This window comes from Acidovorax temperans (genome assembly GCF_028596105.1).
In the GTDB taxonomy this organism is placed as follows: domain Bacteria; phylum Pseudomonadota; class Gammaproteobacteria; order Burkholderiales; family Burkholderiaceae_C; genus Acidovorax; species Acidovorax temperans.
The window spans coordinates 3,094,977-3,119,357 of record NZ_CP117193.1 but is presented as its reverse complement, the minus strand read 5'-3'; the positions used below and the strand labels follow the sequence as shown (position 1 = coordinate 3,119,357).

The 24,381-nt window shown below is 62.9% G+C and carries 23 protein-coding genes; 15 read left to right on the top strand and 8 right to left on the bottom strand.

The window, feature by feature from the left end; genetic code table 11:
- Positions 1 to 30 precede the first annotated feature (30 nt).
- On the bottom strand, positions 31 to 1,080 hold the full coding sequence (locus PQV96_RS14655) for a bifunctional riboflavin kinase/FAD synthetase (RefSeq protein ID WP_044395925.1): 1,050 nt from the start codon (positions 1,078 to 1,080) through the stop codon (positions 31 to 33).
- A gap of 223 nt (positions 1,081 to 1,303) precedes the next feature.
- Here PQV96_RS14655 and PQV96_RS14650 point away from each other — a divergent pair, with 223 nt between their 5' ends.
- Together PQV96_RS14650 and PQV96_RS14645 are read left to right on the top strand one after the other, a co-directional pair.
- On the top strand, positions 1,304 to 1,861 hold the full coding sequence (locus PQV96_RS14650; protein ID WP_044395926.1) for an HNH endonuclease: 558 nt from the start codon (positions 1,304 to 1,306) through the stop codon (positions 1,859 to 1,861).
- A 73-nt stretch (positions 1,862 to 1,934) separates the two neighbouring features.
- Complete coding sequence (locus PQV96_RS14645; RefSeq protein WP_207373907.1) at positions 1,935 to 2,876, top strand: bestrophin family protein; 942 nt, start codon at positions 1,935 to 1,937, stop codon at positions 2,874 to 2,876.
- A gap of 109 nt (positions 2,877 to 2,985) precedes the next feature.
- On the opposite strand, the gene PQV96_RS14640 is transcribed toward PQV96_RS14645, so the two are convergent.
- The 3 genes from PQV96_RS14640 to PQV96_RS14630 are packed head-to-tail and all read right to left on the bottom strand — an operon-like array spanning position 2,986 to position 6,089.
- Positions 2,986 to 4,101, bottom strand: coding sequence for an acyl-CoA dehydrogenase family protein (locus tag PQV96_RS14640; protein WP_273623329.1), 1,116 nt, complete (start codon positions 4,099 to 4,101; stop codon positions 2,986 to 2,988).
- Between the two features lie 24 nt (positions 4,102 to 4,125).
- Entirely contained in the window at positions 4,126 to 5,328 is a 1,203-nt protein-coding gene (locus PQV96_RS14635; RefSeq protein WP_273623328.1) for an acyl-CoA dehydrogenase family protein, read from the bottom strand.
- A gap of 47 nt (positions 5,329 to 5,375) precedes the next feature.
- On the bottom strand, positions 5,376 to 6,089 hold the full coding sequence (locus tag PQV96_RS14630) for a YceH family protein (RefSeq protein WP_207373910.1): 714 nt from the start codon (positions 6,087 to 6,089) through the stop codon (positions 5,376 to 5,378).
- A gap of 21 nt (positions 6,090 to 6,110) precedes the next feature.
- Between PQV96_RS14630 and purN the strand changes: the two genes are divergently transcribed.
- A complete protein-coding gene (gene purN / locus PQV96_RS14625) occupies positions 6,111 to 6,692 on the top strand; it encodes a phosphoribosylglycinamide formyltransferase (protein ID WP_273623326.1) in 582 nt (193 codons plus the stop codon).
- A 266-nt stretch (positions 6,693 to 6,958) separates the two neighbouring features.
- Here the strand turns inward: purN and PQV96_RS14620 are convergent, their stop codons facing one another.
- Complete coding sequence (locus PQV96_RS14620; protein ID WP_207373912.1) at positions 6,959 to 7,222, bottom strand: DUF1653 domain-containing protein; 264 nt, start codon at positions 7,220 to 7,222, stop codon at positions 6,959 to 6,961.
- A gap of 78 nt (positions 7,223 to 7,300) precedes the next feature.
- Between PQV96_RS14620 and PQV96_RS14615 the strand changes: the two genes are divergently transcribed.
- The 3 genes from PQV96_RS14615 (at position 7,301) to PQV96_RS14605 (ending at position 11,872) form a co-directional block, all read left to right on the top strand.
- Positions 7,301 to 9,154: a M48 family metallopeptidase gene (locus PQV96_RS14615; RefSeq protein WP_273623325.1), complete on the top strand. Its 1,854-nt coding sequence runs from the start codon at positions 7,301 to 7,303 to the stop codon at positions 9,152 to 9,154.
- Between the two features lie 93 nt (positions 9,155 to 9,247).
- A complete protein-coding gene (locus tag PQV96_RS14610; RefSeq protein WP_207373914.1) occupies positions 9,248 to 10,522 on the top strand; it encodes an RsmB/NOP family class I SAM-dependent RNA methyltransferase in 1,275 nt (424 codons plus the stop codon).
- A 135-nt stretch (positions 10,523 to 10,657) separates the two neighbouring features.
- The gene (locus tag PQV96_RS14605) at positions 10,658 to 11,872 is read left to right on the top strand and encodes a DesA family fatty acid desaturase (protein WP_207373915.1); all 1,215 of its coding nucleotides are present in this window, start codon (positions 10,658 to 10,660) and stop codon (positions 11,870 to 11,872) included.
- A 238-nt stretch (positions 11,873 to 12,110) separates the two neighbouring features.
- Here the strand turns inward: PQV96_RS14605 and rpmG are convergent, their stop codons facing one another.
- The 3 genes from rpmG to trxB all read right to left on the bottom strand — a co-directional run bounded on the left by rpmG (position 12,111) and on the right by trxB (position 13,665).
- Positions 12,111 to 12,281, bottom strand: coding sequence for a 50S ribosomal protein L33 (rpmG, locus tag PQV96_RS14600; RefSeq protein ID WP_008904999.1), 171 nt, complete (start codon positions 12,279 to 12,281; stop codon positions 12,111 to 12,113).
- Between the two features lie 11 nt (positions 12,282 to 12,292).
- The gene (rpmB, locus tag PQV96_RS14595) at positions 12,293 to 12,526 is read right to left on the bottom strand and encodes a 50S ribosomal protein L28 (RefSeq protein ID WP_015013086.1); all 234 of its coding nucleotides are present in this window, start codon (positions 12,524 to 12,526) and stop codon (positions 12,293 to 12,295) included.
- A gap of 185 nt (positions 12,527 to 12,711) precedes the next feature.
- Positions 12,712 to 13,665, bottom strand: coding sequence for a thioredoxin-disulfide reductase (gene trxB / locus PQV96_RS14590; RefSeq protein WP_044395953.1), 954 nt, complete (start codon positions 13,663 to 13,665; stop codon positions 12,712 to 12,714).
- 193 nt (positions 13,666 to 13,858) lie between these two features.
- Between trxB and PQV96_RS14585 the strand changes: the two genes are divergently transcribed.
- The 9 genes from PQV96_RS14585 (at position 13,859) to PQV96_RS14545 (ending at position 24,326) form a co-directional block, all read left to right on the top strand.
- Positions 13,859 to 14,536 (top strand): Crp/Fnr family transcriptional regulator, encoded by a 678-nt coding sequence (locus tag PQV96_RS14585; RefSeq protein WP_207373916.1) that lies wholly within the window; start codon positions 13,859 to 13,861, stop codon positions 14,534 to 14,536.
- A gap of 67 nt (positions 14,537 to 14,603) precedes the next feature.
- Positions 14,604 to 16,937, top strand: coding sequence for a DNA translocase FtsK (locus tag PQV96_RS14580; protein ID WP_066690904.1), 2,334 nt, complete (start codon positions 14,604 to 14,606; stop codon positions 16,935 to 16,937).
- Positions 16,938 to 17,019: 82 nt separating this feature from the next.
- Positions 17,020 to 17,652 (top strand): outer membrane lipoprotein periplasmic chaperone LolA, encoded by a 633-nt coding sequence (lolA, locus tag PQV96_RS14575; protein ID WP_066690902.1) that lies wholly within the window; start codon positions 17,020 to 17,022, stop codon positions 17,650 to 17,652.
- Positions 17,653 to 17,856: 204 nt separating this feature from the next.
- Positions 17,857 to 18,936 (top strand): IS630 family transposase, encoded by a 1,080-nt coding sequence (locus tag PQV96_RS14570; RefSeq protein ID WP_005801445.1) that lies wholly within the window; start codon positions 17,857 to 17,859, stop codon positions 18,934 to 18,936.
- A gap of 179 nt (positions 18,937 to 19,115) precedes the next feature.
- A complete protein-coding gene (locus PQV96_RS14565) occupies positions 19,116 to 20,459 on the top strand; it encodes a replication-associated recombination protein A (protein ID WP_273623311.1) in 1,344 nt (447 codons plus the stop codon).
- Positions 20,460 to 20,770: 311 nt separating this feature from the next.
- On the top strand, positions 20,771 to 21,700 hold the full coding sequence (locus tag PQV96_RS14560) for a branched-chain amino acid ABC transporter permease (RefSeq protein ID WP_044395959.1): 930 nt from the start codon (positions 20,771 to 20,773) through the stop codon (positions 21,698 to 21,700).
- A 13-nt stretch (positions 21,701 to 21,713) separates the two neighbouring features.
- A complete protein-coding gene (locus PQV96_RS14555) occupies positions 21,714 to 22,790 on the top strand; it encodes an ABC transporter permease subunit (protein ID WP_044396106.1) in 1,077 nt (358 codons plus the stop codon).
- A gap of 22 nt (positions 22,791 to 22,812) precedes the next feature.
- A complete protein-coding gene (locus tag PQV96_RS14550; RefSeq protein WP_207373919.1) occupies positions 22,813 to 23,595 on the top strand; it encodes an ABC transporter ATP-binding protein in 783 nt (260 codons plus the stop codon).
- Positions 23,596 to 23,597: 2 nt separating this feature from the next.
- Positions 23,598 to 24,326, top strand: coding sequence for an ABC transporter ATP-binding protein (locus PQV96_RS14545; protein ID WP_044395961.1), 729 nt, complete (start codon positions 23,598 to 23,600; stop codon positions 24,324 to 24,326).
- Positions 24,327 to 24,381: the final 55 nt, after the last annotated feature.

Genomic DNA, 24,381 nt, shown 5'->3' with positions numbered 1-24,381 from the left:
CAAGCACGGGCGCTGCGCAAAGGCAGCCCTCTAAATTCGGTCGCGGGTGGTCTGGCGCCGGGTCTCGGTGTACGAGCGGGCGTGGCCAGAGGCAAAGTAGGCGCGCGCATCGGCGCAGTCCTTGGCGATACCGGCAGTGAGGGCATCGAGACCGTCGTACTTGAGCTCGTCGTGCAGTTTGTGCAGAAGTTCCACGCGAATGATTTTACCGTACGCCCCCTCGGCGCCCAGGCTGTCCGGCCATTGCAGGCAATGGGTTTCCAGCAGCACGCGGCCGCCATTCACATCGTTCGGGTCGAGCGACGGTCGCACGCCCAGGTTGGCCACGCCGGGCAGGGGGGTGTCGCCCAGGCCGTGTACCAGCACGGCAAAAATGCCGCTGGCGGCAGGCTTCCAATGGGCAAAGCGCAGGTTCAGTGTGCGGAAACCGTCTTGCGCGCCGTCGGCGCTGGCGCCCAGGGCGCGCCCCAGCTTGCGGCCATGCACCACATGACCTGAGATGGTGTACGGCCGCCCCAGCAGGGCGGCAGCAGCTTCCATGTCACCTGCGCCCAAGGCCTGGCGAACGGCTGAACTGGACACCCGCAGGCCGCGCACCTCGTAGCTGTTCATGCGGGCCACGTCAAAGCCCTGGGCTTGCCCAGCCGCGTCGAGCATGGCGTAGTCACCCGCTCGCTTCGCCCCAAAGCGGAAATCGTCGCCCACCAGCACGTAGCGCGCTCCCAGGCCTTGCACCAGCACTTCGTTGATGAAAGCCTCGGGTGTCTGCGCGGCCAGCCGCGCGCTAAAGGGCAGCACCACCACCTGCTGCACGCCGCAGCGCTCCAGCTCGGTCAGCTTGTCGCGCAGCGTGCCAATGCGTGCGGGGGCCAGTTCGGGCTTGCGCGCCGCGCCAGCGAAATAGTCGCGCGGGTGGGGCTCGAACGTGAGGACGCAACTCTCCACCCCCCGGTGGGCGGCTTCGTTGTTCAGCAGCGCCAGCATGGCCTGGTGCCCCCGGTGCACGCCGTCGAAATTACCGATGGTCAGCGCGCAGGCGCTGGCGATGCCAGGGTGGTGGAATCCGCGAAAGATCTTCATCGGCTTGTTATCTTTTTGATAGCAGCCTGCGCAAGTGGATCAAGCGCAAGACGCCAATTTGTCATGGAAAAAGAGTATATTGTGACCGACGCTTGCCCAGCAGGCGCCTGTCGCTTGGCACCCGAAGGTTGCAGGCCGACTGGAAGCGCACCAGCGCAGTGCCTTCCGCCGAGACATCCGAGTTCCGAATCCTTGTGTAGCGTAAGTTTCCAGGAGGCGTGTTTTGAAGGTCTTGAAGCTGTCAGCCCAGGGGCTGCCCCAATCGTGGATCACGTTGGAGCAAGCGGTCATCCACTACGCTGCAGGTGAGGTGCGCTGGGAGTCCGGCGCGCAGATCGCCCGCTTCCGCGGTGGTCACAACGCCATCACGGGCGAGCAATCGGTGATTGCCGTCAACAGCATCATCGGCACCAAGGGCGTCCCACGCATCAACCCGTTTGAACTGAAGCCGGGCCTGACCAACAGCAAGCTGTTCGCGCGCGACCGCAACATCTGCGCGTACTGTGGCGGGCATTTTCACGAGGACGAGTTGACGCGCGAACACATCGTGCCTTTCGCCCACCAGGGGCAGGACCATTGGATGAACGTCGTCACGGCCTGCCGTGCCTGCAACCACCGAAAAGGGCCGCGCACGCCCGAGCAGGCTCACATGCCTTTGCTGTATGCCCCTTATGTGCCCAGCCTGTGGGAAGATTTCATCCTGCGCAACCGCCGCATCCTTGCCGACCAGATGGAGTTTTTGCTGGCGCATGTGCCCAAATCGTCGCGGCTGGCGGCCTAGCATCCCTCTGCACCGCATCGCTGCGGCGCTGCAAACCCTGTGGGAGAATCAGGGTTTTCCCTGAAATCCTCCCATGATCGTTCGCGATCGGCCCTCCGGCCTGCGTCTGTTTCTGTTGCTGCGTGGGTCCATCCTGCAGCGCATCCGCTGGACACTGCTGTTCAACACCCTGCTGGCCACGGCCGTGACGCTGGCGCACGGCAACCTGTTCACTTTCAAGATCACGCTCACTCCCATCCCCTTTACCTTGATGGGTCTGCCGCTTGCGATTTTTCTCGGCTTTCGCAACACCACGGCCTATGACCGCTACTGGGAAGGGCGCAAGCTATGGGGTGAGTTGGTATTGCGGACACGCAACCTGTCGCGCCAATGCCTGAGCCTGATTGAGCTGGACCAGCCCGTGGACCCCACTAACCGCGCCGGCGACGTGCGGGTGCGCATGGTGCACCGAGCGATTGCATTCGTCCACGCCCTGCGCCTGCACTTGCGCTCGCAAAGCGATGATGCCTTGCTGCAGAGTTGGCTCCCGGTGCAGGACTGGCCTCGCGTGGCTCAGTCCAGCGTACGGCACGAGGCGATCATGCAGGGGCTGGGCCAAGACTTGCGCCAGTGCCTGCGCGAGGGGCGCATCGATCCCTGCCTAGCGGCGGGAATCGACACAACCTTGTCGGCCATGACGGCTTCCGCTGCCTCGTGCGAGCGGATTCGGAACACACCAGTGCCGTTCTCGTACACCCTGCTGCTGCACCGCACGGCTTACCTCTATTGCTTTTTGCTGCCCTTTGGTCTGGTGGATACCACCGGCTTCATGACGCCCTTTGTCGTCGCCATCGTGGCCTACACCTTCTTTGGGCTGGATGCGCTGGGCGATGAAATTGAAGAGCCTTTTGGTTTGGAGAGCAACGATTTGCCACTGGACACTCTGTGCCGGGCGATGGAGATCAATCTGCGTGAGTCTCTGGGCGAAACCGACTTGCCGGCCCCCTTGCTGCCGGTGGATTACTTGCTGATGTAAGGCAGGGTATGGCTTATGAGCCACGTCTGATTCGTGGCCGAGTGACTACCAGCCAGCGGATCGGCCTATGGGTTTGATCACCCATAGGCCGCTTGCGCGAATGCCGTGCTCAGGCAAACACCCCCGCCGTGTCTTGCATCCGCGCAGAAACCTCGCCCAGGTGGTGCAGCGTGTCGCCAAACGCCACTTCCAGCTGCGTGAGCTTCTTGAAGTAGTGGCTCACGATGTATTCGTCCGTCACGCCAATGCCACCGTGCAGTTGCACGGCCTGCTGGCCCACAAAACGCATCGACTGGCCCAGTTGCACCTTGGCGCGGGCCATGGCGGCGCGGCGTTCTTCTGCGGGGGAGCCGAGCTTGAGGCTGGCGTAGTAGCTCATCGAGCGGGCCAGCTCCAGCTGCATCTTCATGTCGGCCACGCGGTGGCGCAGGGCCTGGAAGCTGGCAATGAACACGCCGAATTGCTTGCGCTGGTTCATGTATTCGACGGTGATCGCCAGCGTTTTGTCCATCACGCCCACGGCTTCGGCGCAGGTGGCGGCAATGCCGGTGTCCACGGCCAGTTCCAGCGCGGCCAGGCCGTCGGTGGTGATGAGCGTGGCGGGGACGTTGACCAGGTGCACTTCGGCCGCGCGGCTGCCGTCTTGCGTGACGTAGCCCTGGGTGGTCACGCCACTCGCAGTACGCTCGACCAAGAAGAGGGCGATCTTGCCGTCGAGCTGCGCAGGCACGATGAAGGCATCGGCCTTGTCGCCTGCGGCTACTACGCTTTTGATAGCTGTTACCGCATAGCCTGATTGCGCTGGAGCCGCTTTTGCCTGACAAACGTCCAGGCGGTAGCGCGCCTTGCGCTCTTGGTGCGCCAGCACCACCACCGCTTCGCCGCTGGCCACGCGGGGCAACCAGGCCGACTGCACTTCGGCGGGGGCGTAGTGGGACAGCACAGCGCTGGCAATGAAAGACTGCGCGATGGGCTCCAGCACGATGCCGCGGCCCAGTTCTTCGGCCACCACCATCGCGTCGATGGCGCCCTGGCCCATGCCGCCTTGCGCTTCGGGCACGGTGAGGGCCGTGAGGCCCAGTTCGGCCAGTTCATTCCAGGCGGCGCGGTCAAAACCCCCGGCTGCAACCGCGGCGCGGCGCCGCTCAAAGGTGTAGCCCTTGTCCACCCACTTGCGCACGGCGTCGCGCAGTTGTTCCTGGTCGTCAGAAAAATCGAAATCCATGTGCTTGTCTCCTGGAACTTGGGATCAGCCGAGCACGGTCTGAGCCACGATGTTGCGCTGCACTTCGTTGGAGCCACCATAGATGGTGGTCTTGCGCAGGTTGAAGTAGGTGGATGCCAGTGGCGCGTTGGCGGTGACACCGCCGGGGAAATTGCCTTGCCAGCCGGCTTCCATAGCCTCTTCGATGAAGGGCATGGCAAAGGGGCCAGCGGCCAGCATCATCAGCTCGGCGTAGCGTTGCTGGATCTCGCTACCCTTGATCTTCAAGAGGCCCGCAATGTCGAGCGAGTTCTTGCCCGACTTCTCGGCCGACAGCACGCGCAGCACCAGCATTTCGAGCGCGACGATGTCCACTTCGAGCAGGGCGATCTGGTCGCGGAAGCGCACCGCATCAGCGCCCCCTTCGGTAGGGTCCCACATGCCTTCGGTCTTGGCGATGCGCTTCAAGCGCTCCAGCTCGCGCTTGCTGCGGTTCACGTCGGCGATGTTGGTGCGCTCGTGGCTCAGCAGGTGCTTGGCGTAAGTCCAGCCCTTGTTCTCTTCACCGATCAGGTTTTCGGCGGGCACTTCGACGTTGTCGAAGAACACTTCGTTCACTTCGCACTCGCCATCGAGCAGCTTGATGGGGCGCACGGTCACGCCCTTGGACTTCATGTCCACCAGCAGGAAGGAGATGCCCGTCTGCGGTTTGCCCTCGGTGCTGGTGCGCACCAGGTTGAACATCCAGTCGCCGTGCTGGCCGAGGGTCGTCCAGGTCTTCTGGCCGTTGACGATGTACTTGTCGCCCACGCGCTCGGCGCGGGTCTTGACGCTGGCCAGGTCGGAGCCCGAGCCCGGTTCGCTGTAACCCTGGCTCCACCACACTTCGCCGCTGGCGATGCCGGGCAAGAAGCGCTTTTGCTGCTCGGCATTGCCAAAGGCCATGATCACCGGGGCCACCATGACGGGGCCGAAGGGGATGATGCGCGGCGCGCCTGCCAGCGCGCACTCTTCTTCAAACAGGTGCTTTTGTACGGCCGTCCAGCCGGGGCCGCCAAACTCCTTGGGCCAGCCAAAGGCCAGCCAGCCTTTTTTGCCCAGAATCTTGGCCCAGCCCTGCATATCGTCGCGGGTCAGGCGCAGGGCGTTGTGCACCTTGTGGGAGATTTCTTTGGGCAGATTGGCTTGAACCCAGGTGCGGACTTCCTCGCGGAAGGCCTGCTCTTCGGGGGTGAATGCGAGATCCATGCAGCTTGTCTCCTATTGATTTTGTGTTTGTAGCACGGTCGTTCGTTTCAGTCCTGTCCGGGTGGTGACATGCTCGTCAACCCAGGCACCAGGCCCAGCTCGTCGCACAGGCGGCGCACCGTGGCTTGCAGGCTGGCCACTTCGGCCTCCAGCGCTTGTACGCGGGCTTGCAGGGCGGGGGCAGGGGTGTCCAGCGAGGGGGCCGGGTGGCCGCCGTAGGCGTGCTGGCTGGTGTCTACCGGCCCGCACAGCAGGTGGGCCCAGCGCGGCTCGCGGGCGCCGGGCGCGCGGGGCAGCAGCACGACCAGCGGGCCGCCTTTTTCTGGGCTGCGGTTTTGCAATTCGTCCAAAAATGCTTCCACCGACGAGATGTCGGCAAACCGGTGCCAGCGCTCGGCATTGATGCGCAGCTCACCCGCCGTTTGCGGCCCGCGCAGCATCAGCAGGCCCAGCAGCGCGGCGGACTGGTCGGGCACACCCACGCCGCGCTGAAAGTTGTGCTCCCACCGTGTGGTGCGGTTGCCGCTGCTCTCAAACACCAGAGTCAGCAGCTTCAGCGAATCCAGCGCCTCTTGCGCTTCGGCATCGGTCAGTTGCATCACCGGGTCGCGGCTGGTTTTCTGGTTGCAACCGGTGACCAGCCCATTGAGCGACATGGGGTAGCTGTCGGGCACCGTGCGAGCTTTTTCCATCAACGTCGCCAGCACGCGGGCTTCGTTGGGGGTGAGGGGGCGGGTGGCGGGGCTGAAGGGGGTGGACATGGCTGGGATAATCACGGGCAAATGAAGAACATTGTGATTTTGATCTCTGGCGGCGGCTCCAACATGGCAGCCATTGTGAAAACCGCGCAGCAGGAGCAGTGGGAGCGCGCGTACGGTGTGCGCATTGCTGCCGTGGTGAGCAACAAGGCCGATGCCAAAGGCCTTGTGTTTGCCCGCGAGCACGGCATTGCCACCGCCGTGCTCGACCACAAGGCGTTTGAGAGCCGCGAGGCTTTTGATGCAGCACTGGCCCAGGCGATTGACCGGCACCAGCCAGCCCTGGTGGTGCTCGCCGGGTTCATGCGCATCCTGACGCCCGGCTTTGTCGAGCACTACGCCGGGCGGCTCATCAACATCCACCCTTCGTTGCTGCCCGCCTTCACCGGTCTTCATACGCACCAGCGCGCCATCGACGCTGGCTGCAAGTTTGCAGGCGTGACGGTGCACCAGGTGACGGCCGAGCTGGACGTGGGCCCTATCCTGGACCAAGCCGTGGTTCCCGTGTTGCCGGATGACACCGCCCATACCCTGGCCGCGCGCGTGCTGACCCAGGAGCACATCATTTACCCCCGTGCGGTGCGCAACCTGGTGCGGGCGCTTTAGCCAAACCCTGCGCCAAGAGCGGCTAGAACAACCCCCGGCGTCGTTCCCCCGTCTTGTCGTACAGCTTGTACTGCCTGCGACGGAACGCCTGGCCAGGGCCGCTTCGCTGGGGCGTGTCAGCTCTCAGTGTGGAGGACGTGGGATGCCTGTAGAACGTGCCAAGTCGTCCGTGTAGGCGAGCCCGGTGTCGTCGACGGCAAGATTCATGAAAAATGGGCTCCGGCGCCTTTGGAAAAAGCGCCAGCAGCTATTAAAAGAGTAGCAAATCAAGCGCTTGCTTGGTTGACGGAGGTAGAGTCCGGACATTTGTCGAAGCGCGGGCGCAGCACCCCGTCGATGGTGACCTGCTCGGCAAACATGGCGGCCGGGCGCACCCACAAGCCGTGTTCACCGTACAGGGCGCGGTACACGGTCATGGGCTCCAGCGTTTCGCTATGCCGGGCGGTGCCCACCACCTCGTACAGGTTGCCTTTGTAGTGCCGGTACAAGCCCAGGGGTGTGGGGGACAAGGGAGGAAGCGTTTCGTTCATGGTTAGGATCGAAGGTTGTGCTGCGGCCGCCGACTACGGCGGTACCGCTAAAAAATAAAAAAAGGGAGGGGTTAGGCCATGGAATGGGCAGATTTTGTGCATCTGGTGCGCACCAGCGAGCAAGACAGCGCCGAAAACAGCAGTGCGTACCGGCGCAGCGTAGCCGCTTTTGCCGCCCTGGGCTACGCCTGGGTGGTGGGTTGTGCTGTCGTCGCACTGGCGTTGGTGGCCTGGGCGTTGCCGCAGTTGCTGCAAGGGCGTTTTCGTTTCGGCTTGGTGTTGCTGCTGCTGGCAGCGGGTAGCCTGCTATGGGTCAGCCTGCGGGCGTTGTGGGTGCGCATTGCGCCGCCTGAGGGCGAAGAGATCACCGCAGAAGACGCGCCGGAACTGTTCCAGGCGCTGGAGCGCATCCGCCGCAAGGTGAAAGGCCCCGCGATTCACCATGTGCTGCTCAGCGATGAGTTCAACGCCAGCATCCAGCAGATTCCGCGCTATGGACTGTTCGGTGGTGGCACCAATTACCTGGTGATTGGCCTGCCACTGCTGATGGCGCTGGACCGTGGCCGGTTTCTGTCGGTGCTGGCCCATGAATACGGCCACCTGCGCGGCGACCATGGCCGCTTTGGCGCCTGGATTTATCGCACCCGCTGGTCCTGGATGCAGCTGAACAAGAACCTGGGCGACGATACCGGCGTGGCTGGGGTTGCCACGCAGGCGTTTCTGCGCTGGTACTTTCCCCGCTTTGCGGCCAAAACCTTTGCGATGGCGCGGCAGGATGAATACGAGGCCGACCACATTGCCGGTCGCCTCGCGGGCCGCGAAGTCATGGCGGCGGCATTGATCGAGGTGGAGATCCGCGGGCGCTGGCTGCAAACGGAGTTCTGGCGCGACCATTGGTGCATGGTAGCCAGCCAGGCATTGCCCGTGGGGCCTTTCCGTGGTTTGCGGCGCCTGCTGGCCCGCGCCCCCGAAGCCGCATTTGCCAACGATGCCTTGCGCCAGGCGCTCAAACGCATCAGCAACCTGGACGACACCCACCCTGGCCTGCGAGACCGGCTGGAAGCGCTGGACGCCGCTGGCACGCTTCCGGAATGGTCGCGCGGCAGCGCCCTGGCCCTGCTGGGGCCTGAATACAAAGCCTGGATCGCCCGCTTTGACCGGCAATGGTGTGCCGACAACGCCACCGAATGGAAGCTGCACCACGCCTGGCTGCAGCGCGTGCGTGCCCGTGCCGAGGCCCTGCAGGCTGGCATGGCCCAGGCCAGCGCTGCCGAACTGGTGGAGCTGGCCCGGTTGCGCAAACACCTGGACCCGCGCGCCGACGTGCGCCCGCTGTACGAACTGGCGCTGGAGCGCAGTTCCGAACACCCGGGTGCCCTGCGCGGCCTGGTGCAGGCGCTGCCCGAGGGAGACCGCGAAGCCAGGCTGGCCTGCCTGCACCGTTTGTGGGACGTGGGCAGCAACGACCGCTGGTGGGCCGCCCGCACGGCGCTGGCCGAACTGGAAACCCCCCGGATGGGCTATGACCACGACGCGGCCGCCTTCAAGCAATGGCGCAAGCGGCTGGAGCGCGCCCAGGAATCGGAGGAGCGCGCCTGGGAAGAGTTGAGCCACCCGGCCTACTTCAGCCACATCGCACGCCACGATCTGAGCGAGTTCGAGCTGGGGGAGTTTCAGGCCGAGCTGGCCCACTGCACCCCCATTGCGCGGGCCTGGCTGGTGCGCAAGAACCTGCGTGAGCACCCTCAGCGCCGTGCCTACCTGTTGTTTGTGGAGCTACCCAGCATGGACGATGAAGACCGTTATGAGCTGTGCCGCTCGCTGGAGCGCACGCTCGGGCTGCCTGGCCCGGTGCTGGTGCTGTGGGCGGGTGAATCGCCCACGCTGCAGGAGATTCGGCGCTCGGCGTTCGAGCCGGTGTTTTCGCGCTGAAGGGCCCCTGCTTGTGGCAAAGGCCAGGGGCTCTGGCGGGGTAGGGTGGGCCCGGCGCAGGTCGGCCTGGGGCCATAGTGGGACAATCGGGGGATGCATCCCAAAGTTCTTCTTGACGCCTGTGCCGAGCTGGTGCGGCTGACCCTCACGTTTGAACACCCGGCCGACGCCGTGGTGTCCCGCTTTTTTCGCGACAACCGCGGCCTGGGCCCGCGCGAGCGCGCCACCCTGGCAGAAACGGTGTACACCGTGCTGCGCAAAAAGCTCTTGTTCGACCACCTCGCGCCCTCGGGTTCTGGCCCCAAGGAGCGGCGCCTGGCCATCCTGGGCTTTCATGGCCCACGTGACTTTTTGAAGAGTGCGCTGACCGAGCAGGAAAAGAACTGGCTCGACCAGTGCGACGCCATCAACCCCGCCGACCTGATGGAGCGCCACCGCCACAACCTGCCCGAGTGGCTGGTACAGCCCCTCAAGGACCAGCTGGGCGATGAGTTCTGGCCGCTGGCTGAAAGCATGGCGCAGAACGCGCCGCTGGACCTGCGCGTCAACGTTTTGAAGGAAAAACGGGCTGATGTGCAGAAGGAGCTTGCGCAGGCAGCTATCAAATCAGTAGCGACGCCATATTCCCCGTGGGGCCTTCGCATTGAGGGCAAGCCCGCACTGACCAAGCTCGACGCCTTCACCCGTGGCGCCATCGAGGTGCAGGACGAAGGCTCGCAACTGCTGGCATTGCTGCTGGACGCCAAGCGCGGCGAAATGGTGGTGGACTTTTGTGCCGGTGCTGGTGGCAAGACCCTGGCGATTGGCGCCACCATGCGCAGCACGGGCCGCCTTTACGCGTTTGATGTGTCGGCCCACCGGCTCGATGCCCTCAAGCCCCGCATGGCCCGCAGCGGCCTGTCGAACATCCACCCCGCCGCCATTGCCCACGAGCGCGACGAGCGCATCAAGCGCCTGGCCGGCAAGATCGACCGCGTGCTGGTGGACGCCCCTTGCTCGGGCCTGGGCACGCTGCGCCGCAACCCTGACCTCAAATGGCGCCAGTCTGCCAAGGCGGTGCAAGAGCTGGTGGTCAAACAGGCCGCCATTCTGGACAGCGCCGCCCGCTTGCTCAAACCGGGCGGGCGTCTGGTCTATGCCACCTGCAGCATCTTGCCGCAGGAGAACGAGGCCATTGCCGAAGCATTTACCGCAGCCCACCCGGATTTCGTGCCGCTGGATGCGGGTGAAGTTCTGGGCCAGCTGAAAGTGGAGCAGGCCGCCAGCCTGTGCAGCGGTGGCGAGACTGGCACAGCCTATTTGCGCATGTGGCCCCACCGCCACCAGACGGACGGCTTCTTCGCCGCCGTGTGGACGCGCAAGGGTTGATCCCCGGGCAACTGTGTTGCCCCTGGCGGCGTCCATTCGCGGGGAACCCCGATCCCCAAAAATGGAATGCCGTCCTAGAATTTGTGTCGAGTGCCCCGCGTGGGCTGTTTTGTGTGTGGAAGAGGCAGTGTGAATATGTTGTTACCTGATTGGGCGGTGTTGGACGCCATCATTGATTGGCTGGGCCATGGCCTGTGGAACCTGACCTGGTGGCAGATCGTGCTGTACACGCTGGTTACGACGCACATCACCATCGCGGCGGTGACGATCTTCTTGCACCGCGCACAGGCCCACCGGGCGCTGGAGTTGCACGCCATCCCCTCGCATTTCTTCCGTTTCTGGCTGTGGGTGGGCACGGGCATGCAGACCAAGGAATGGGTGGCCATTCACCGCAAGCACCACGCCAAGTGCGAAACGCCGGACGACCCACACAGCCCGCAAACGCGTGGGCTGGATACCGTAATGTGGCGCGGCGCCGAGCTGTACCGCGCTGAGGCCAAAAACCCCGAAACCCTCCAGAAATTTGGCCATGGCACCCCCAATGACTGGGTGGAGCGCAACGTGTACAGCCGCTTTGGCTGGCAGGGCGTGGGCCTGATGCTGATTTTGAATCTGGCCTTGTTCGGCGCTGCAGGCGCTGCCGTGTGGGCGGTGCAGATGGCCTGGATTCCGTTCTGGGCGGCCGGGGTGGTCAACGGCGTGGGCCACTACTGGGGCTACCGCAACTTCGAGGCGCAAGACGCCAGCACCAATCTCTCGCCCTGGGGCATCCTGATTGGCGGGGAAGAGTTGCACAACAACCACCACACCTACCCCACGGCGGCCAAGTTCTCGGTCAAGCCGTTTGAATTCGACATCGGCTGGCTGTACATCAGCCTGATGCAAAAGGTGGGCTGGGCCACGGTGAAGAAGGTGCCGCCCAAGCTGCAGTTGGGTGCCCCCAAGCCTGTGGCTGATGAGAAAACGCTGGAAGCCTTGATCGCCAACCGCTACGAGGTGATGGCGGGCTATGCCCGGGGTGTGCGCCAGGCGTGCAAGGATGAAATCGCTGCCTTGAAGGCGCGCCATGGCGATGTGTCCGTGCTCAAGGCCGCCAAGCGCTGGCTGCACCGCGACGCCGAGAAAGTGCCTGCGCAGGCCTTGCCCCAACTGGCCCAGGTGCGTGCCGCGTACCCTGCGCTGGACACCATGGTCACCATGCGCGAAGAACTGCGCCAGTTGTGGCTTAACACCTCTCACTCGCGCGAGCAGCTCACTGTAGATTTGCAGGCCTGGTGTCGCCGCGCTGAAGAAAGCGGCATTGCCGCGCTGCGCGAGTTCTCTTTGCGCTTGCGCTCCGTGCAGGCCTGATCTAGCCGGCGCTCCGTAAAGGCTCGGTTGCCTAGGGGCCTCTGCTGGCGCTAAAGACTGCTGCGGTGAAGTACATGGGCTGCCGTATTGGCATGGCAGTCCGGTACTCAGGATTTCCAGAAGCGTTGTCTTGAGGTAATTGCCCTCATTGGCCGCCAGCAAGTCAGATGCAAATAGCGCAGACATAAAAAAACCGCCGGGCATTGCTGCCGGGCGGTTTTTGGGGAAGAGGGCTGAATTACTTCAGCTTCATTTCCTTGTATTCCACATGCTTGCGAGCTTTTGGATCAAATTTCATGATCAGCATCTTCTCGGGCATGGTCTTCTTGTTCTTGGTCGTGGTGTAGAAGTGGCCGGTACCCGCAGTGGATTCCAGCTTGATCTTGTCGCGTCCGCCTTTGCTTGCCATGGTGCTACTCCTTAAGCCTGGCCACGGGCACGCAGGTCTGCGAGCACCGAGTCGATACCGTTCTTGTCGATCAAACGCAGGGCAGCGCTCGAAACACGCAGGCGCACCCAGCGGTTTTCGCTCTCAACCCAGAAACGGCGGTATTGCAGGTTCGGCAGGAACCGGCGCTTGGTTTTGTTGTTGGCGTGGGAAACGTTGTTCCCAGTCATGGGCTTCTTGCCCGTTACGTCGCAGACGCGTGCCATCAGGACACTCCGATACTTTTATAACGACCATTTGCGGGCGCCCTGGCAAAGTGCGCAGGGCTCGCTAGCGGTCTCACCTCGCCAGAAAGGGTGGCGGTAACCCGATTGTTGAACCTGAAGTTCCGCCAGGACGGCGGGCAGGAATCAGCAAAGCCGCAGATTATAGCCTGCGGCCTGCTTTTCGATCAAGCCTCTTGTTCCAGGAAGCGCTGCGCATCGAGTGCGGCCATGCAGCCCGTGCCCGCGCTGGTGATGGCTTGGCGGTACACGTGGTCTTGCACGTCGCCTGCGGCAAACACACCGGGCACGCTGGTCTGGGTGGCAAAGCCCTTGAGCCCGCCCTGCGTGACGATGTAGCCGTTGTCCATCTCCAGCTGGCCCTGGAAGATTTCAGTATTGGGCGCATGGCCAATGGCAATGAAGCAGCCCTTGAGCTCGATGTCCTGGGTGCTGCCGTCTTGCGTGCTCTTGATGCGAATGCCCGTCACGCCGGTGTCGTCGCCCAGCACTTCGTCCAGGGTGTGGAACACCTTCAGCTCGATCTTGCCGGCAGCCACTTTTTCGTTAAGCTTGTCCACCAGAATGGGCTCGGCCTTGAACTTGTCGCGGCGGTGCACCAGCGTGACCTTGCGGGCGATGTTCGAGAGGTAGAGCGCCTCTTCCACGGCCGTGTTGCCGCCACCCACCACGCACACGTCCTGGTCGCGGTAGAAGAAACCATCGCAGGTGGCGCAGCCCGACACGCCGCGACCCATGAAAGCTTCTTCCGAGGGCAGGCCCAGATACTTGGCCGATGCGCCGGTGGCGATGATGAGGGAGTCGCAGGTGTAGGTACCGCTGTCGCCTGTGAGGGTGAAGGGGCGCTTGCTGAAATCGACCTTGTTGATGTGGTCGAAGATGATCTGGGTCTTGAAGCGCTCGGCGTGCTCCAGAAAGCGCTGCATCAGGTCCGGGCCTTGCACGCCGTGCACGTCAGCGGGCCAGTTATCCACTTCTGTGGTGGTCATCAGCTGCCCGCCCTGCGCCATGCCGGTGATCAGCACGGGGTTCAGGTTGGCACGCGCAGCGTAAACGGCTGCGGTGTAGCCGGCAGGGCCAGAGCCGAGGATCAGAACTTTCGCGTGTTGGGTGATGGACATGGTACAAGCCTGTGTTGTGCGCGCCTGCCAGGGAGGCTGGGCGCTGTTGGAAAATAAAAAGAGAGCCCACCAAGTATCCGCCGAGGGGCGGCACACAGGAACAGGCCGTTTTCAATCGTGGTGATTGTAAGAACCCATCAAAACCGTGGTGGTTGGGATGGGTTCGTTTTGCTGTTGAGGAGAAGTCTTTTCCATGTCAACCATGTTGTCCAACCTGGACCTGCTGCGCAGGGTGCCATTGTTCTCGTTGCTCACGGTGACGCAGGCGGAAGTGATCAGCGGCGCGGTGACCAAGCAACGCTACAAGCGCGGTGAGGTGCTGGTCGAGCAAGGGCAAAAGTCCAACGCCCTGGCCATTTTGCTGACGGGCAGGGCGCGCGTGGTGTCGGCCGACAGCCGGGGCCGTGAGGTGATTCTGGCCACTCTGGGGCCGGGCGACTACATCGGCGAGATGAGCATCATCGACAACGAGCCGCATTCGGCCACGGTGCGGGCCGAGGTGCAGACCGATGTGCTGCTGCTCGGCCGGGCGGACTTTGCCCGCTGCCTCGCGGAAAACGCCTCCATGTCGCTGGTGGTGATGCGCGGTCTGGTCAAGCGCCTGCGCCATGCCGACCGCAAAATTGAGTCACTGGCGTTACTGGATGTGTATGGCCGCGTGGCCCATGCCCTGCTGGAGTTTGCGGTGCAAGATGCTCATGGCCAGTGGATCATTCGCGAGAAAATCTCGCGCCAGGATCTGGCCAAGATGGTGGGTGCCTCGCGCGAGATGGTCAGCCGCGTGATGAAAGACCTGGAAGAGCGTGCCTTTATCCAGACCTTGCCCAGTGGCGTGACCCTGCTCAAAGAGCGCCTGAACTCCCTGAATTGAAGGCCATGTCCGCACCGCTGCGGGCGCGGTCTGCCCTTGCCCATGGGGTAAGCTTGCCCGGCACGTTATGACTTATTCCCTCAATACCTTGAATGCTTCTGCGGCGGCCAAGTCGCCCCCCCGCACCGGCGCGGCCCGGTTCGGTCATGAGGTCAGTTTGCTGGTGGGGCTGCTGGCCCTGATTTTCTGGTTGCTGGCCTTGGTCAGCTATTCGGCTCAAGACCCGTCCTGGTCCTCATCGGGCGTGGGTTCGTCGCGCATGGTGGCCAACTGGGCGGGGCGCCTGGGGGCGTGGCTGGCTGATGGCAGCTACTTCGCGCTGGGTTTTTCGGTGTGGTGGTGCGTGGCAGCGGCCGTGTGCGCCTGGTTTGCGTCGTTGGCGCGGTGGATGCGCGGTGGTGAAGTGCCCGAAGGCGCTCCATCGCCCGCCATGCGCCGTCTGGTGTTCTGGGTGGGGCTGATTTTGCTCGTCTGCGCCAGTGCCGCACTGGAATGGTCGCGCCTGTACCGGTTCGAGTCGTACCTGCCGGGCGGCCACGGTGGTGGGGTGCTGGGCTACACGGTGGGCTTGAGTGCCATGAAGTGGCTGGGCTTTACCGGCTCGGGCCTGGTGAGCATCGTGCTGCTGGTGGTGGGCGCTTCCATGGTGTTTCGCTTTTCGTGGGGGCATGTGGCCGAGTGGCTGGGTGGGCGCATTGATGCGCTGGTGCAGTCGCGCCTGGCGCAGCGCGAAGTGGCCAAGGACGTGGCCGTGGGCCGCAAGGCCGCGCGCGAACGTGCGGTGGTGGTGCGCGAGGAGCGCACCGAGAGCGAAGAGCACCACCCCGAGCCCGTGCAGATCATCGAGCCTGTGCTGGTGGATACCCCCCAGAGCGCACGGGTGGTGAAAGAGCGGCAAAAGCCCTTGTTCACCGACATGCCTGACAGCAAGCTGCCCATGGTGGATCTGCTGGACGGGCCGCAACAGAAGCAGGAAACCGTTTCTTCCGACACGCTGGAGATGACCAGCCGCCTCATCGAGAAAAAGCTCAAGGACTTTGGCGTGGAAGTGCGCGTGGTGGCAGCCATGCCCGGCCCGGTGATCACACGCTATGAAATCGAGCCCGCCACGGGCGTGAAAGGCTCACAGATCGTGGGCCTCGCCAAAGACCTGGCGCGCTCGCTCAGCCTGGTGTCCATCCGCGTGGTGGAGACCATTCCGGGCAAGAACTACATGGCGCTGGAGCTGCCTAACGCCAAGCGCCAGTCGATTCGCCTGTCCGAAATCCTGGGCTCACAGATTTACCACGACGCCAAGAGCATGCTCACCATGGGCCTGGGCAAGGACATCGTGGGCAACCCGGTGGTGGCAGACTTGGCCAAGATGCCGCACGTGCTGGTGGCCGGTACCACGGGCTCGGGCAAGTCGGTGGGGATCAACGCCATGATTCTCTCGCTGCTCTACAAGGCGGAGGCGCGCGATGTGCGCCTGTTGATGATCGACCCCAAGATGCTGGAAATGTCGGTCTACGAAGGCATTCCGCACCTGCTGGCTCCGGTCGTGACGGACATGAAACAGGCCGCCCACGGCCTGAACTGGTGCGTGGCCGAGATGGAGCGGCGCTACAAGCTCATGTCCAAACTGGGCGTGCGCAACCTGGCAGGCTACAACGCCAAGATCGACGAAGCCAAGGCCAAGGAAGAGTTCATCTACAACCCCTTCAGCCTGACGCCTGAAGAGCCCGAGCCGCTACAGCGCCTGCCGCATATTGTGGTGGTCATCGACGAGCTGGCCGACCTGATGATGGTGGTGGGCAAGAAGATCGAAGAGCTGATTGCGCGCTTGGCGCAAAAGGCCCGTGCGGCTGGCATTCACCTGATTCTGGCCACCCAGCGCCCCAGCGTGGACGTGATCACTGGTCTGATCAAGGCCAACATTCCCACCCGCATCGCCTTCCAGGTGAGCAGCAAGATCGACAGCCGCACCATTCTTGACCAGATGGGCGCTGAAGCCCTGCTGGGCATGGGCGACATGCTCTACATGGCCAGCGGCACGGGCCTGCCCATTCGGGTGCATGGCGCCTTCGTGTCAGACGAGGAAGTACACCGTGTCGTCAGTTACCTCAAGGAACAAGGGGAGCCGGACTACATCGAAGGGGTGCTGGAAGGTGGCACTGTAGAGGGCGACGGCGATTTGTCGGCAGAGGGGGGTGAAGGCGGTGAGAAAGACCCCATGTACGACCAAGCCGTCGAGGTGGTGCTGAAAGACCGCAAGGCCAGCATCTCTTATGTGCAGCGCAAGCTGCGCATTGGCTACAACCGCTCGGCCCGCCTGCTGGAAGACATGGAAAAAGCCGGCTTGGTCAGCGCCCTCACGGCCAGCGGCCAGCGCGAAGTGCTGGTGCCGGCGCGCGAGGGCTGATCTGCACGCAGCCCATGGCAGCCCGGCCCGCGAGGGGCTGTGGGCCAGTCAGGGGACGAGCATCGCGTTCTAGGAGTTTTTGTTGAAAAAGATTTTCACTGCAATTTTGATAGCTGCCAGCGCAAGCCTGGCAAGCGCTGATGGGCTAAAAAGCCTTGAAAACTTCATGAAAGGCACGCAGACCGGGCGGGCCGATTTCACGCAGGTGGTGACCTCTCCGCCCAAAGACGGGCAGGCCGCACGCAGCAAGACATCCAGCGGTACCTTTGAATTTCAGCGCCCAGGGCGCTTCAAGTTCGTCTACCAAAAGCCGTTCGAGCAAACCATCGTGGCCGATGGGCAAACCCTGTGGCTGCTGGATGTGGACCTGAACCAGGTCACCCAGCGTTCGCAGGCGCAGGCACTGGGCTCCACGCCTGCTTCGCTGATTGCCTCGGCGGCAGACCTGTCGGCCCTGCGGGCTGATTTCACACTGGCCGCCGCGCCTGACCAGGATGGCTTGCAGTGGGTGCAAGCCACCCCCAAGGCCAAGGACGGCCAGTTGCAGAGCGTGCGCGTGGGGTTTGCGGGCGAACAACTGGCGGCGCTGGACATTGTGGACAGCTTCGGCCAGCGCTCGGCGATTCGTTTCAAGGGCATGCAGGTCAACCCGGCGCTGCCCGCCAGCACCTTCCAGTTCAAGCCACCGGCCGGTGCAGACATCGTCAAGCAATAAGGCCGGTGGACTGGCAGCCCCGGACATAGGCCAGATGAATGGAATGGTGATTGCTATTATTTCAATAGCTGCCTGCGCTTGCAGATAAAGCGCTACCCGATGTTTTTGGCTCTTCTAGCGAATGCTAGTGTAGCGTCTCAAAAATAGATAGAACTATTTTGACCGGTGTTGGTCGAATCAGCTTCCTTATAGGAGACTACGCTGATGGCCCACCCTGGACGCCCCGCCACGAAGCTGCAGATCACCGATGCCGAGCGCGCAGAGCTGCATGCGCGACTGCGCGTACGCAAAGCGCCCGAGGACGAGAAGCTGCGCATGCGAATCGTGCTGGGCTGCGCAGATGGGGAGTCGGGCACCATGATTGCCCAACGCTTGGGCACGACGGTGCAAACTGTCTCCAAGTGGCGGCGGCGCTACCGGGCGTATCGTCTGGCGGGTTTGACCGATGCCCCGCGCGCTGGCCGCCCGCGCAGTGTGGGCGACGAGCAGGTTCAGCTCATTGTGGACAAGGTTCGCCAGAGCAAGCCTGACAACGCCACGCACTGGAGCGTGCGCCAGATGAGTCGGCACGCTGGCGTATCGCCCGCGACGGTGCAGCGCATCTGGCATGCCTTTGGGCTGAAGCCGCACCTGCAAGAAACCTTCAAGCTATCGACGGATCCCCATTTCGTGGACAAGGTACGGGATGTGGTGGGGCTGTATATGGCACCACCCGATCGCGCCTTGGTGCTGTGCGTGGACGAGAAGAGCCAGATCCAGGCTCTGGATCGCACCCAACCAGGGTTACCACTGACGTTTGGCAAACCCAGCACGCGCACGCACGATTACAAGCGCCATGGCACAACGTCGCTGTTTGCAGCGCTGGATGTGGCCACTGGCAAAGTCATAGGACAGCTCAAGCGCCGTCACCGCAGTGTGGAATTCCTGCAGTTCCTCAAAGCCATCGATGCAGCGGTGCCTGGCGAACAAGACATCCACCTAATCATGGACAACTACGGCACGCACAAGACGCAGGCAGTGCGGGCCTGGCTAGCAGCCCATCCTCGCTACCACGTTCACTTCACGCCCACCTCAGCGTCCTGGCTCAATCTGGTCGAGCGTTTCTTTAGCCAGATCAGCGAGCAGTGGATCAAGCGCAGCGCCCACACCAGCGTTGCTCAGCTGGAGCAATCCATACGGGAATACATTGATCGTCACAACGAGGATCCCAAGCCGTTCGTGTGGCATAAAAGTGCGGACACCATCTTGGCATCTGTGGCGCGGGCAGCGAGTACCATTATTTGATGATTACTTTTGAGACACCACACTAGTGATGCACTCGATAAATGTCGCACGACGAAATCACCGTCTACAGACGTACGGCGATTGCCATCACTACTATTCGCTAGAAGAGCCATGTTTTTGCTTCAAGTGAGCATGGCCTTTGGTGCAATAGCTGCCCCGCCCCGTGTGCACTTCACTTTATGACCCGAAAACCCGCTGACCCCGTCGCTTCCCCCTTGGGCTTGCACCAGCCCCTGGCCGAAGTCCTGCGCCCGCGCACGCTGGCCGAGGTGGTGGGCCAGCAGCATGTGCTGGGGCCGGGCATGCCGCTGCGGCTGGCGTTCGAGTCGGGCCGCCCGCACAGCTGCATCCTGTGGGGCCCGCCGGGTGTCGGCAAAACCACCATCGCCCGGCTGATGGCCGACGCATTTGACGCGCAGTTCATCAGCATCAGCGCGGTGCTGGGCGGTGTAAAAGACATCCGCGATGCGGTGGAACGTGCCCAGGCGGCGCGTGATGGGCTTATGCAGCAGCGCACCCTGGTGTTTGTGGACGAGGTGCACCGCTTCAACAAGAGCCAGCAAGATGCCTTTTTGCCGCACGTCGAAAGCGGGCTGTTCACCTTCATTGGGGCCACCACCGAGAACCCATCGTTCGAGGTGAACTCGGCCCTGCTGTCGCGTGCGGCCGTGTATGTGCTGCAACCGCTGTCCGCCGACGATTTGAAGCAAATTGTGGCCCTGGCGCAATCCCATCAAGCGGTACCAGCTATGGAAAGCATAGCAATTGATCGCCTGGTGGCCTATGCCGATGGCGACGCCCGCAAGCTGCTCAACACGCTCGAAACCCTGGCCATGGCGGCCACCCAGGAAAAGCTGGAAGAGATCACCGACGCCTGGCTGCTGAAGGTGCTGGGCGAGCGTATGCGCCGCTACGACAAGGGTGGTGAGCAGTTCTACGACACCATCAGCGCGCTGCACAAGTCGGTGCGCGGCTCTGACCCGGATGCGGCGCTTTACTGGCTGGTGCGCATGCTCGATGGTGGTGCAGACCCGCGCTACATGGCACGCCGCCTGGTGCGCATGGCGGCCGAAGACATTGGCCTGGCCGACCCGCGCGCCTTGCGCCTGGCGCTGGACGCCGCCGAGGTGTACGAGCGCCTGGGCTCGCCCGAGGGCGAGCTGGCCCTTGCCGAATGTGTGGTGTATTTGGCGGTGGCCCCAAAGTCCAACGCGGTTTACAAGGCCTACAACGCTGCCAAGGCCTGGGTGAAGCAGGACGGTACCCGCCCTGTGCCCATGCATTTGCGCAACGCCCCCACGCAGCTGATGAAGCAGCTCGACTACGGCAAGGGCTACCGCTACGCGCACGACGAGGAGGGCGGTTTTGCGGCGGGCGAGCGCTACCTGCCCGACGGCATGGCCGACCCCGGCTTTTATGAGCCGGTGGAGCGTGGTCTGGAAATCAAGATCGCCCAGAAGCTGCGCGACCTGCGCGAGCGCAACGCCGCCGCAGACCTTTCGCGCCCACCAACCGCTGAATAACCCTTTTTCGTGGGCCTGCGCGGCCCCTTATGCCGATTGTGCATGGGCTGGGTAATAAGTTCACACATCGGTTGCGGGTGGTGCATCAAAATTCCTTATGGATTGCTTTTGTAGCTGATGAAGCGCAAATCCGCGGGAAAACCCCGCAACTGCTGGCGAGGAGTCGAAACGAGTACTCGCTACAATCGCGACCACAAACCCGCACAGCTGTATTTCTGGCGGGTTTTTTGCTAGATGGCAGTCGGGCCCAAAAGGCTGCACCGATTCCGGTGTCTGCACGATGGGCACGTCACAAACGAAGGACTTTTCTTATGGACATTTTGCTGCAGCAGATCATCAACGGTCTGGTATTGGGCAGCATGTACGCCTTGATAGCCTTGGGCTACACGATGGTGTACGGCATTATTCAACTGATCAATTTCGCCCACGGCGAAGTGCTCATGATCGGTGCACTCACAAGCTGGAGCTGTATTGGCTTGATGCAAGGGGCCATGCCCGGCGCGCCGGGCTGGGTCATCCTGCTTCTGGCCACGCTCATCGCCTGTATCGTGGCCGCCAGCCTGAACTTTGTCATTGAAAAAGTGGCATACCGGCCCCTGCGCAACAGCCCGCGCCTGGCTCCCCTGATCACCGCCATCGGCATGTCGATCTTGCTGCAGACGCTGGCCATGATCATCTGGAAGCCCAACTACAAGCCCTATCCCACGATGTTGCCCAGCACGCCTTTCCAGGTGGGCGGCGCCTTCATCACCCCCACGCAGATCCTGATTCTGGGTGTGACGGCCATCGCACTGGCTTCGCTGGTCTATCTGGTGAACCACACCAACCTGGGCCGCGCCATGCGCGCCACGGCGGAAAACCCCCGCGTGGCCTCGCTCATGGGCGTCAAGCCCGACATGGTGATCTCTGCCACCTTCATCATCGGCGCCATCCTGGCCGCCATCGCCGGCATGATGTACGCATCCAACTACGGCACGGCGCAGCACACCATGGGCTTCCTGCCCGGTCTCAAGGCCTTCACGGCAGCCGTGTTTGGCGGCATCGGCAATCTGGCCGGTGCGGTGGTGGGCGGCATCTTGCTGGGCCTCATCGAAGCCATCGGCTCGGGCTACATCGGCACGCTTACGGGCGGTTTGCTGGGCAGCCACTACACCGACATCTTTGCGTTCATCGTGCTCATCATCATCCTGACGCTGCGCCCCTCGGGCCTGCTGGGTGAGCGTGTGGCCGATCGCGCCTGAGGAGCCTCACACCATGAAGAACACCAAAATCAACTGGGTCCTGGGCGGCATTGCGCTCCTGATCCTCCCGCTGGTCCTGCAGTACTTTGGCAACGCCTGGGTGCGCATCGCCGACCTGGCCTTGCTGTACGTGATGCTGGCCCTGGGCCTGAACATCGTGGTGGGCTACGCTGGCCTGCTCGACTTGGGCTACGTAGCGTTCTACGCCGTGGGCGCCTACCTGTTTGGCCTGATGGCTTCGCCGCACCTGGCTGACAACTTTGCGGCCTTTGCCGCCATGTTCCCCAACGGCCTGCACACCTCGCTGTGGCTGGTGATCCCGCTGGCGGCGGTGTTGGCGGCCTTTTGCGGGGCCTTGCTGGGCGCGCCAACCCTCAAGCTGCGTGGTGACTACCTGGCCATCGTGACCCTGGGCTTTGGCGAAATCATCCGCATCTTCCTGAACAACCTGGACCACCCCGTCAACCTGACCAACGGCCCCAAGGGCATCGGCCAGATCGACTCGGTCAAGATCTTCGGTCTGGACCTGGGCAAGCGCCTGGAACTGTTCGGCTACGACATCAACTCCGTCACGCTGTACTACTACCTGTTCCTGATCCTGGTGATCTTCACCGTGGTGATCTGCTACCGCCTGCAGGACTCGCGCATCGGCCGCGCCTGGATGGCCATCCGCGAAGACGAAATCGCCGCCAAGGCCATGGGTATCAACACCCGCAACATGAAGTTGCTGGCTTTCGGCATGGGCGCCTCGTTCGGCGGCGTGTCGGGCGCCATGTTCGGTGCCTTCCAGGGCTTCGTCTCGCCCGAGTCGTTCAGCCTGATGGAGTCCGTGATGATCATCGCGATGGTGGTGCTCGGCGGTATTGGCCACATCCCCGGCGTGATCCTGGGTGCCGTTTTGCTGGCCGCGCTGCCTGAAGTGCTGCGCTATGTGGCTGGCCCGTTGCAGGCCATGACCGACGGTCGTCTGGACTCGGCCATCCTGCGCCAGCTGCTGATCGCCCTGGCCATGATCGTCATCATGCTGCTGCGTCCCCGTGGCCTGTGGCCTGCGCCAGAGCACGGCAAGAGCCTGACCCAAAAGACTTGAACCCATCGCAGAAAGTTAGAACATGGCAGAAAAAACCAACGATGTGGTGCTCAAGGTTGCAGGTATCTCCAAGCGCTTCGGCGGCCTGCAAGCCCTCTCTGATGTTGGCATCACCATTCAACGCGGTCAGGTCTATGGCCTGATTGGCCCCAACGGCGCTGGCAAGACCACGTTTTTCAACGTGATCACCGGCTTGTACACCCCTGACAGCGGCACATTTGAGCTGGCAGGCAAGCCCTACGAGCCCACTGCGGTGCACGAAGTGGCCAAGGCGGGCATTGCCCGCACCTTCCAGAACATTCGCCTGTTTGCCGAAATGACGGCGCTGGAGAACGTGATGGTGGGCCGCCACATTCGCACCAAGTCGGGCCTGCTGGGCGCCGTGCTGCGCACCAAGAGCTTCAAGGACGAAGAGGCTGCGATCGCTAAGCGTGCGCAAGAGTTGCTGGACTACGTGGGCATTGGCAAATTTGCCGACTACAAGGCCCGCACCCTGAGCTACGGTGACCAGCGCCGCCTGGAAATTGCCCGGGCCCTGGCCACCGACCCGCAGCTCATCGCGCTGGACGAACCCGCCGCCGGCATGAACGCCACCGAGAAGGTGCAGCTGCGCGAGCTGATCGACCGCATCCGCAATGACAACCGCACCATCTTGCTCATCGAGCACGACGTGAAGCTGGTGATGGGCCTGTGCGACCGCGTGACGGTGCTGGACTACGGCAAGCAGATTGCCGAAGGCACCCCTGCCACCGTGCAGAAGAACGAAAAAGTGATTGAGGCCTATCTGGGCACCGGAGGACATTGAGAATGGCCGAGAAATCCAACAAGGTACTGCTGCAGGTCAAGGGCCTGAAGGTGGCCTACGGCGGTATCCAGGCCGTCAAGGGCGTGGACTTTGAAGTACGCGAAGGCGAGCTGGTGTCGCTGATCGGCTCCAACGGTGCGGGCAAGACCACCACCATGAAGGCCATCACCGGCACCCTGCCCATCAACGATGGCGACATCGAATACCTGGGCGAGAGCATCAAAGGCAAAGGCGCCTGGGATCTGGTGAAGAAGGGCCTGGTCATGGTGCCGGAAGGCCGCGGCGTGTTCGCCCGCATGACCATCACCGAGAACCTGCAGATGGGCGCCTACATCCGCAAGGATAAGGCGGGCATCCTGGCCGACATCGAAAAGATGTTCACCATCTTCCCGCGCCTGCGCGAGCGCAAGGACCAGCTGGCCGGCACCATGTCGGGCGGCGAACAGCAGATGCTGGCCATGGGCCGTGCGCTGATGAGCCAGCCCAAGGTGCTGCTGCTGGACGAGCCCTCCATGGGCCTGTCGCCCATCATGGTGGACAAGATCTTTGAAGTGGTGCGCGACGTGTACGCCCTGGGCGTGACCATTGTGCTGGTGGAGCAAAACGCCAGCCGTGCGCTGGCCATTGCCGACCGTGGCTACGTGATGGAATCGGGCCTGATCACCATGACCGGCCCCGGCCAGCAACTGCTGAACGACCCCAAGGTGCGCGCAGCCTACCTGGGCGAATAAGCCGGTTCAGCGGTTACAAAAGGGACGCGGTGGTTTGCACCGCGTCCCTTTTTTC

What these genes read in the sequence shown, in the direction of transcription:
- PQV96_RS14545 (WP_044395961.1), top strand. Translation starts at nt 23,598, where the DNA reads ATGGCCGAGAAATCCAACAAGGTACTGCTGCAGGTCAAGGGCCTGAAG.
- PQV96_RS14630 (WP_207373910.1), bottom strand. Translation starts at nt 6,089, where the DNA reads ATGTCCACCCCCTTCAGCCCCGCCACCCGCCCCCTCACCCCCAACGAA.
- PQV96_RS14655 (WP_044395925.1), bottom strand. Translation starts at nt 1,080, where the DNA reads ATGAAGATCTTTCGCGGATTCCACCACCCTGGCATCGCCAGCGCCTGC.
- PQV96_RS14615 (WP_273623325.1), top strand. Translation starts at nt 7,301, where the DNA reads ATGGAATGGGCAGATTTTGTGCATCTGGTGCGCACCAGCGAGCAAGAC.
- PQV96_RS14640 (WP_273623329.1), bottom strand. Translation starts at nt 4,101, where the DNA reads ATGGATTTCGATTTTTCTGACGACCAGGAACAACTGCGCGACGCCGTG.
- PQV96_RS14585 (WP_207373916.1), top strand. Translation starts at nt 13,859, where the DNA reads ATGTCAACCATGTTGTCCAACCTGGACCTGCTGCGCAGGGTGCCATTG.
- rpmG (WP_008904999.1), bottom strand. Translation starts at nt 12,281, where the DNA reads ATGGCAAGCAAAGGCGGACGCGACAAGATCAAGCTGGAATCCACTGCG.
- trxB (WP_044395953.1), bottom strand. Translation starts at nt 13,665, where the DNA reads ATGTCCATCACCCAACACGCGAAAGTTCTGATCCTCGGCTCTGGCCCT.
- PQV96_RS14580 (WP_066690904.1), top strand. Translation starts at nt 14,604, where the DNA reads ATGACTTATTCCCTCAATACCTTGAATGCTTCTGCGGCGGCCAAGTCG.
- PQV96_RS14635 (WP_273623328.1), bottom strand. Translation starts at nt 5,328, where the DNA reads ATGGATCTCGCATTCACCCCCGAAGAGCAGGCCTTCCGCGAGGAAGTC.
- PQV96_RS14605 (WP_207373915.1), top strand. Translation starts at nt 10,658, where the DNA reads ATGTTGTTACCTGATTGGGCGGTGTTGGACGCCATCATTGATTGGCTG.
- PQV96_RS14645 (WP_207373907.1), top strand. Translation starts at nt 1,935, where the DNA reads ATGATCGTTCGCGATCGGCCCTCCGGCCTGCGTCTGTTTCTGTTGCTG.
- PQV96_RS14620 (WP_207373912.1), bottom strand. Translation starts at nt 7,222, where the DNA reads ATGAACGAAACGCTTCCTCCCTTGTCCCCCACACCCCTGGGCTTGTAC.
- rpmB (WP_015013086.1), bottom strand. Translation starts at nt 12,526, where the DNA reads ATGGCACGCGTCTGCGACGTAACGGGCAAGAAGCCCATGACTGGGAAC.
- PQV96_RS14555 (WP_044396106.1), top strand. Translation starts at nt 21,714, where the DNA reads ATGAAGAACACCAAAATCAACTGGGTCCTGGGCGGCATTGCGCTCCTG.
- purN (WP_273623326.1), top strand. Translation starts at nt 6,111, where the DNA reads ATGAAGAACATTGTGATTTTGATCTCTGGCGGCGGCTCCAACATGGCA.
- PQV96_RS14550 (WP_207373919.1), top strand. Translation starts at nt 22,813, where the DNA reads ATGGCAGAAAAAACCAACGATGTGGTGCTCAAGGTTGCAGGTATCTCC.
- PQV96_RS14570 (WP_005801445.1), top strand. Translation starts at nt 17,857, where the DNA reads ATGGCCCACCCTGGACGCCCCGCCACGAAGCTGCAGATCACCGATGCC.
- PQV96_RS14610 (WP_207373914.1), top strand. Translation starts at nt 9,248, where the DNA reads ATGCATCCCAAAGTTCTTCTTGACGCCTGTGCCGAGCTGGTGCGGCTG.
- PQV96_RS14560 (WP_044395959.1), top strand. Translation starts at nt 20,771, where the DNA reads ATGGACATTTTGCTGCAGCAGATCATCAACGGTCTGGTATTGGGCAGC.
- PQV96_RS14565 (WP_273623311.1), top strand. Translation starts at nt 19,116, where the DNA reads ATGACCCGAAAACCCGCTGACCCCGTCGCTTCCCCCTTGGGCTTGCAC.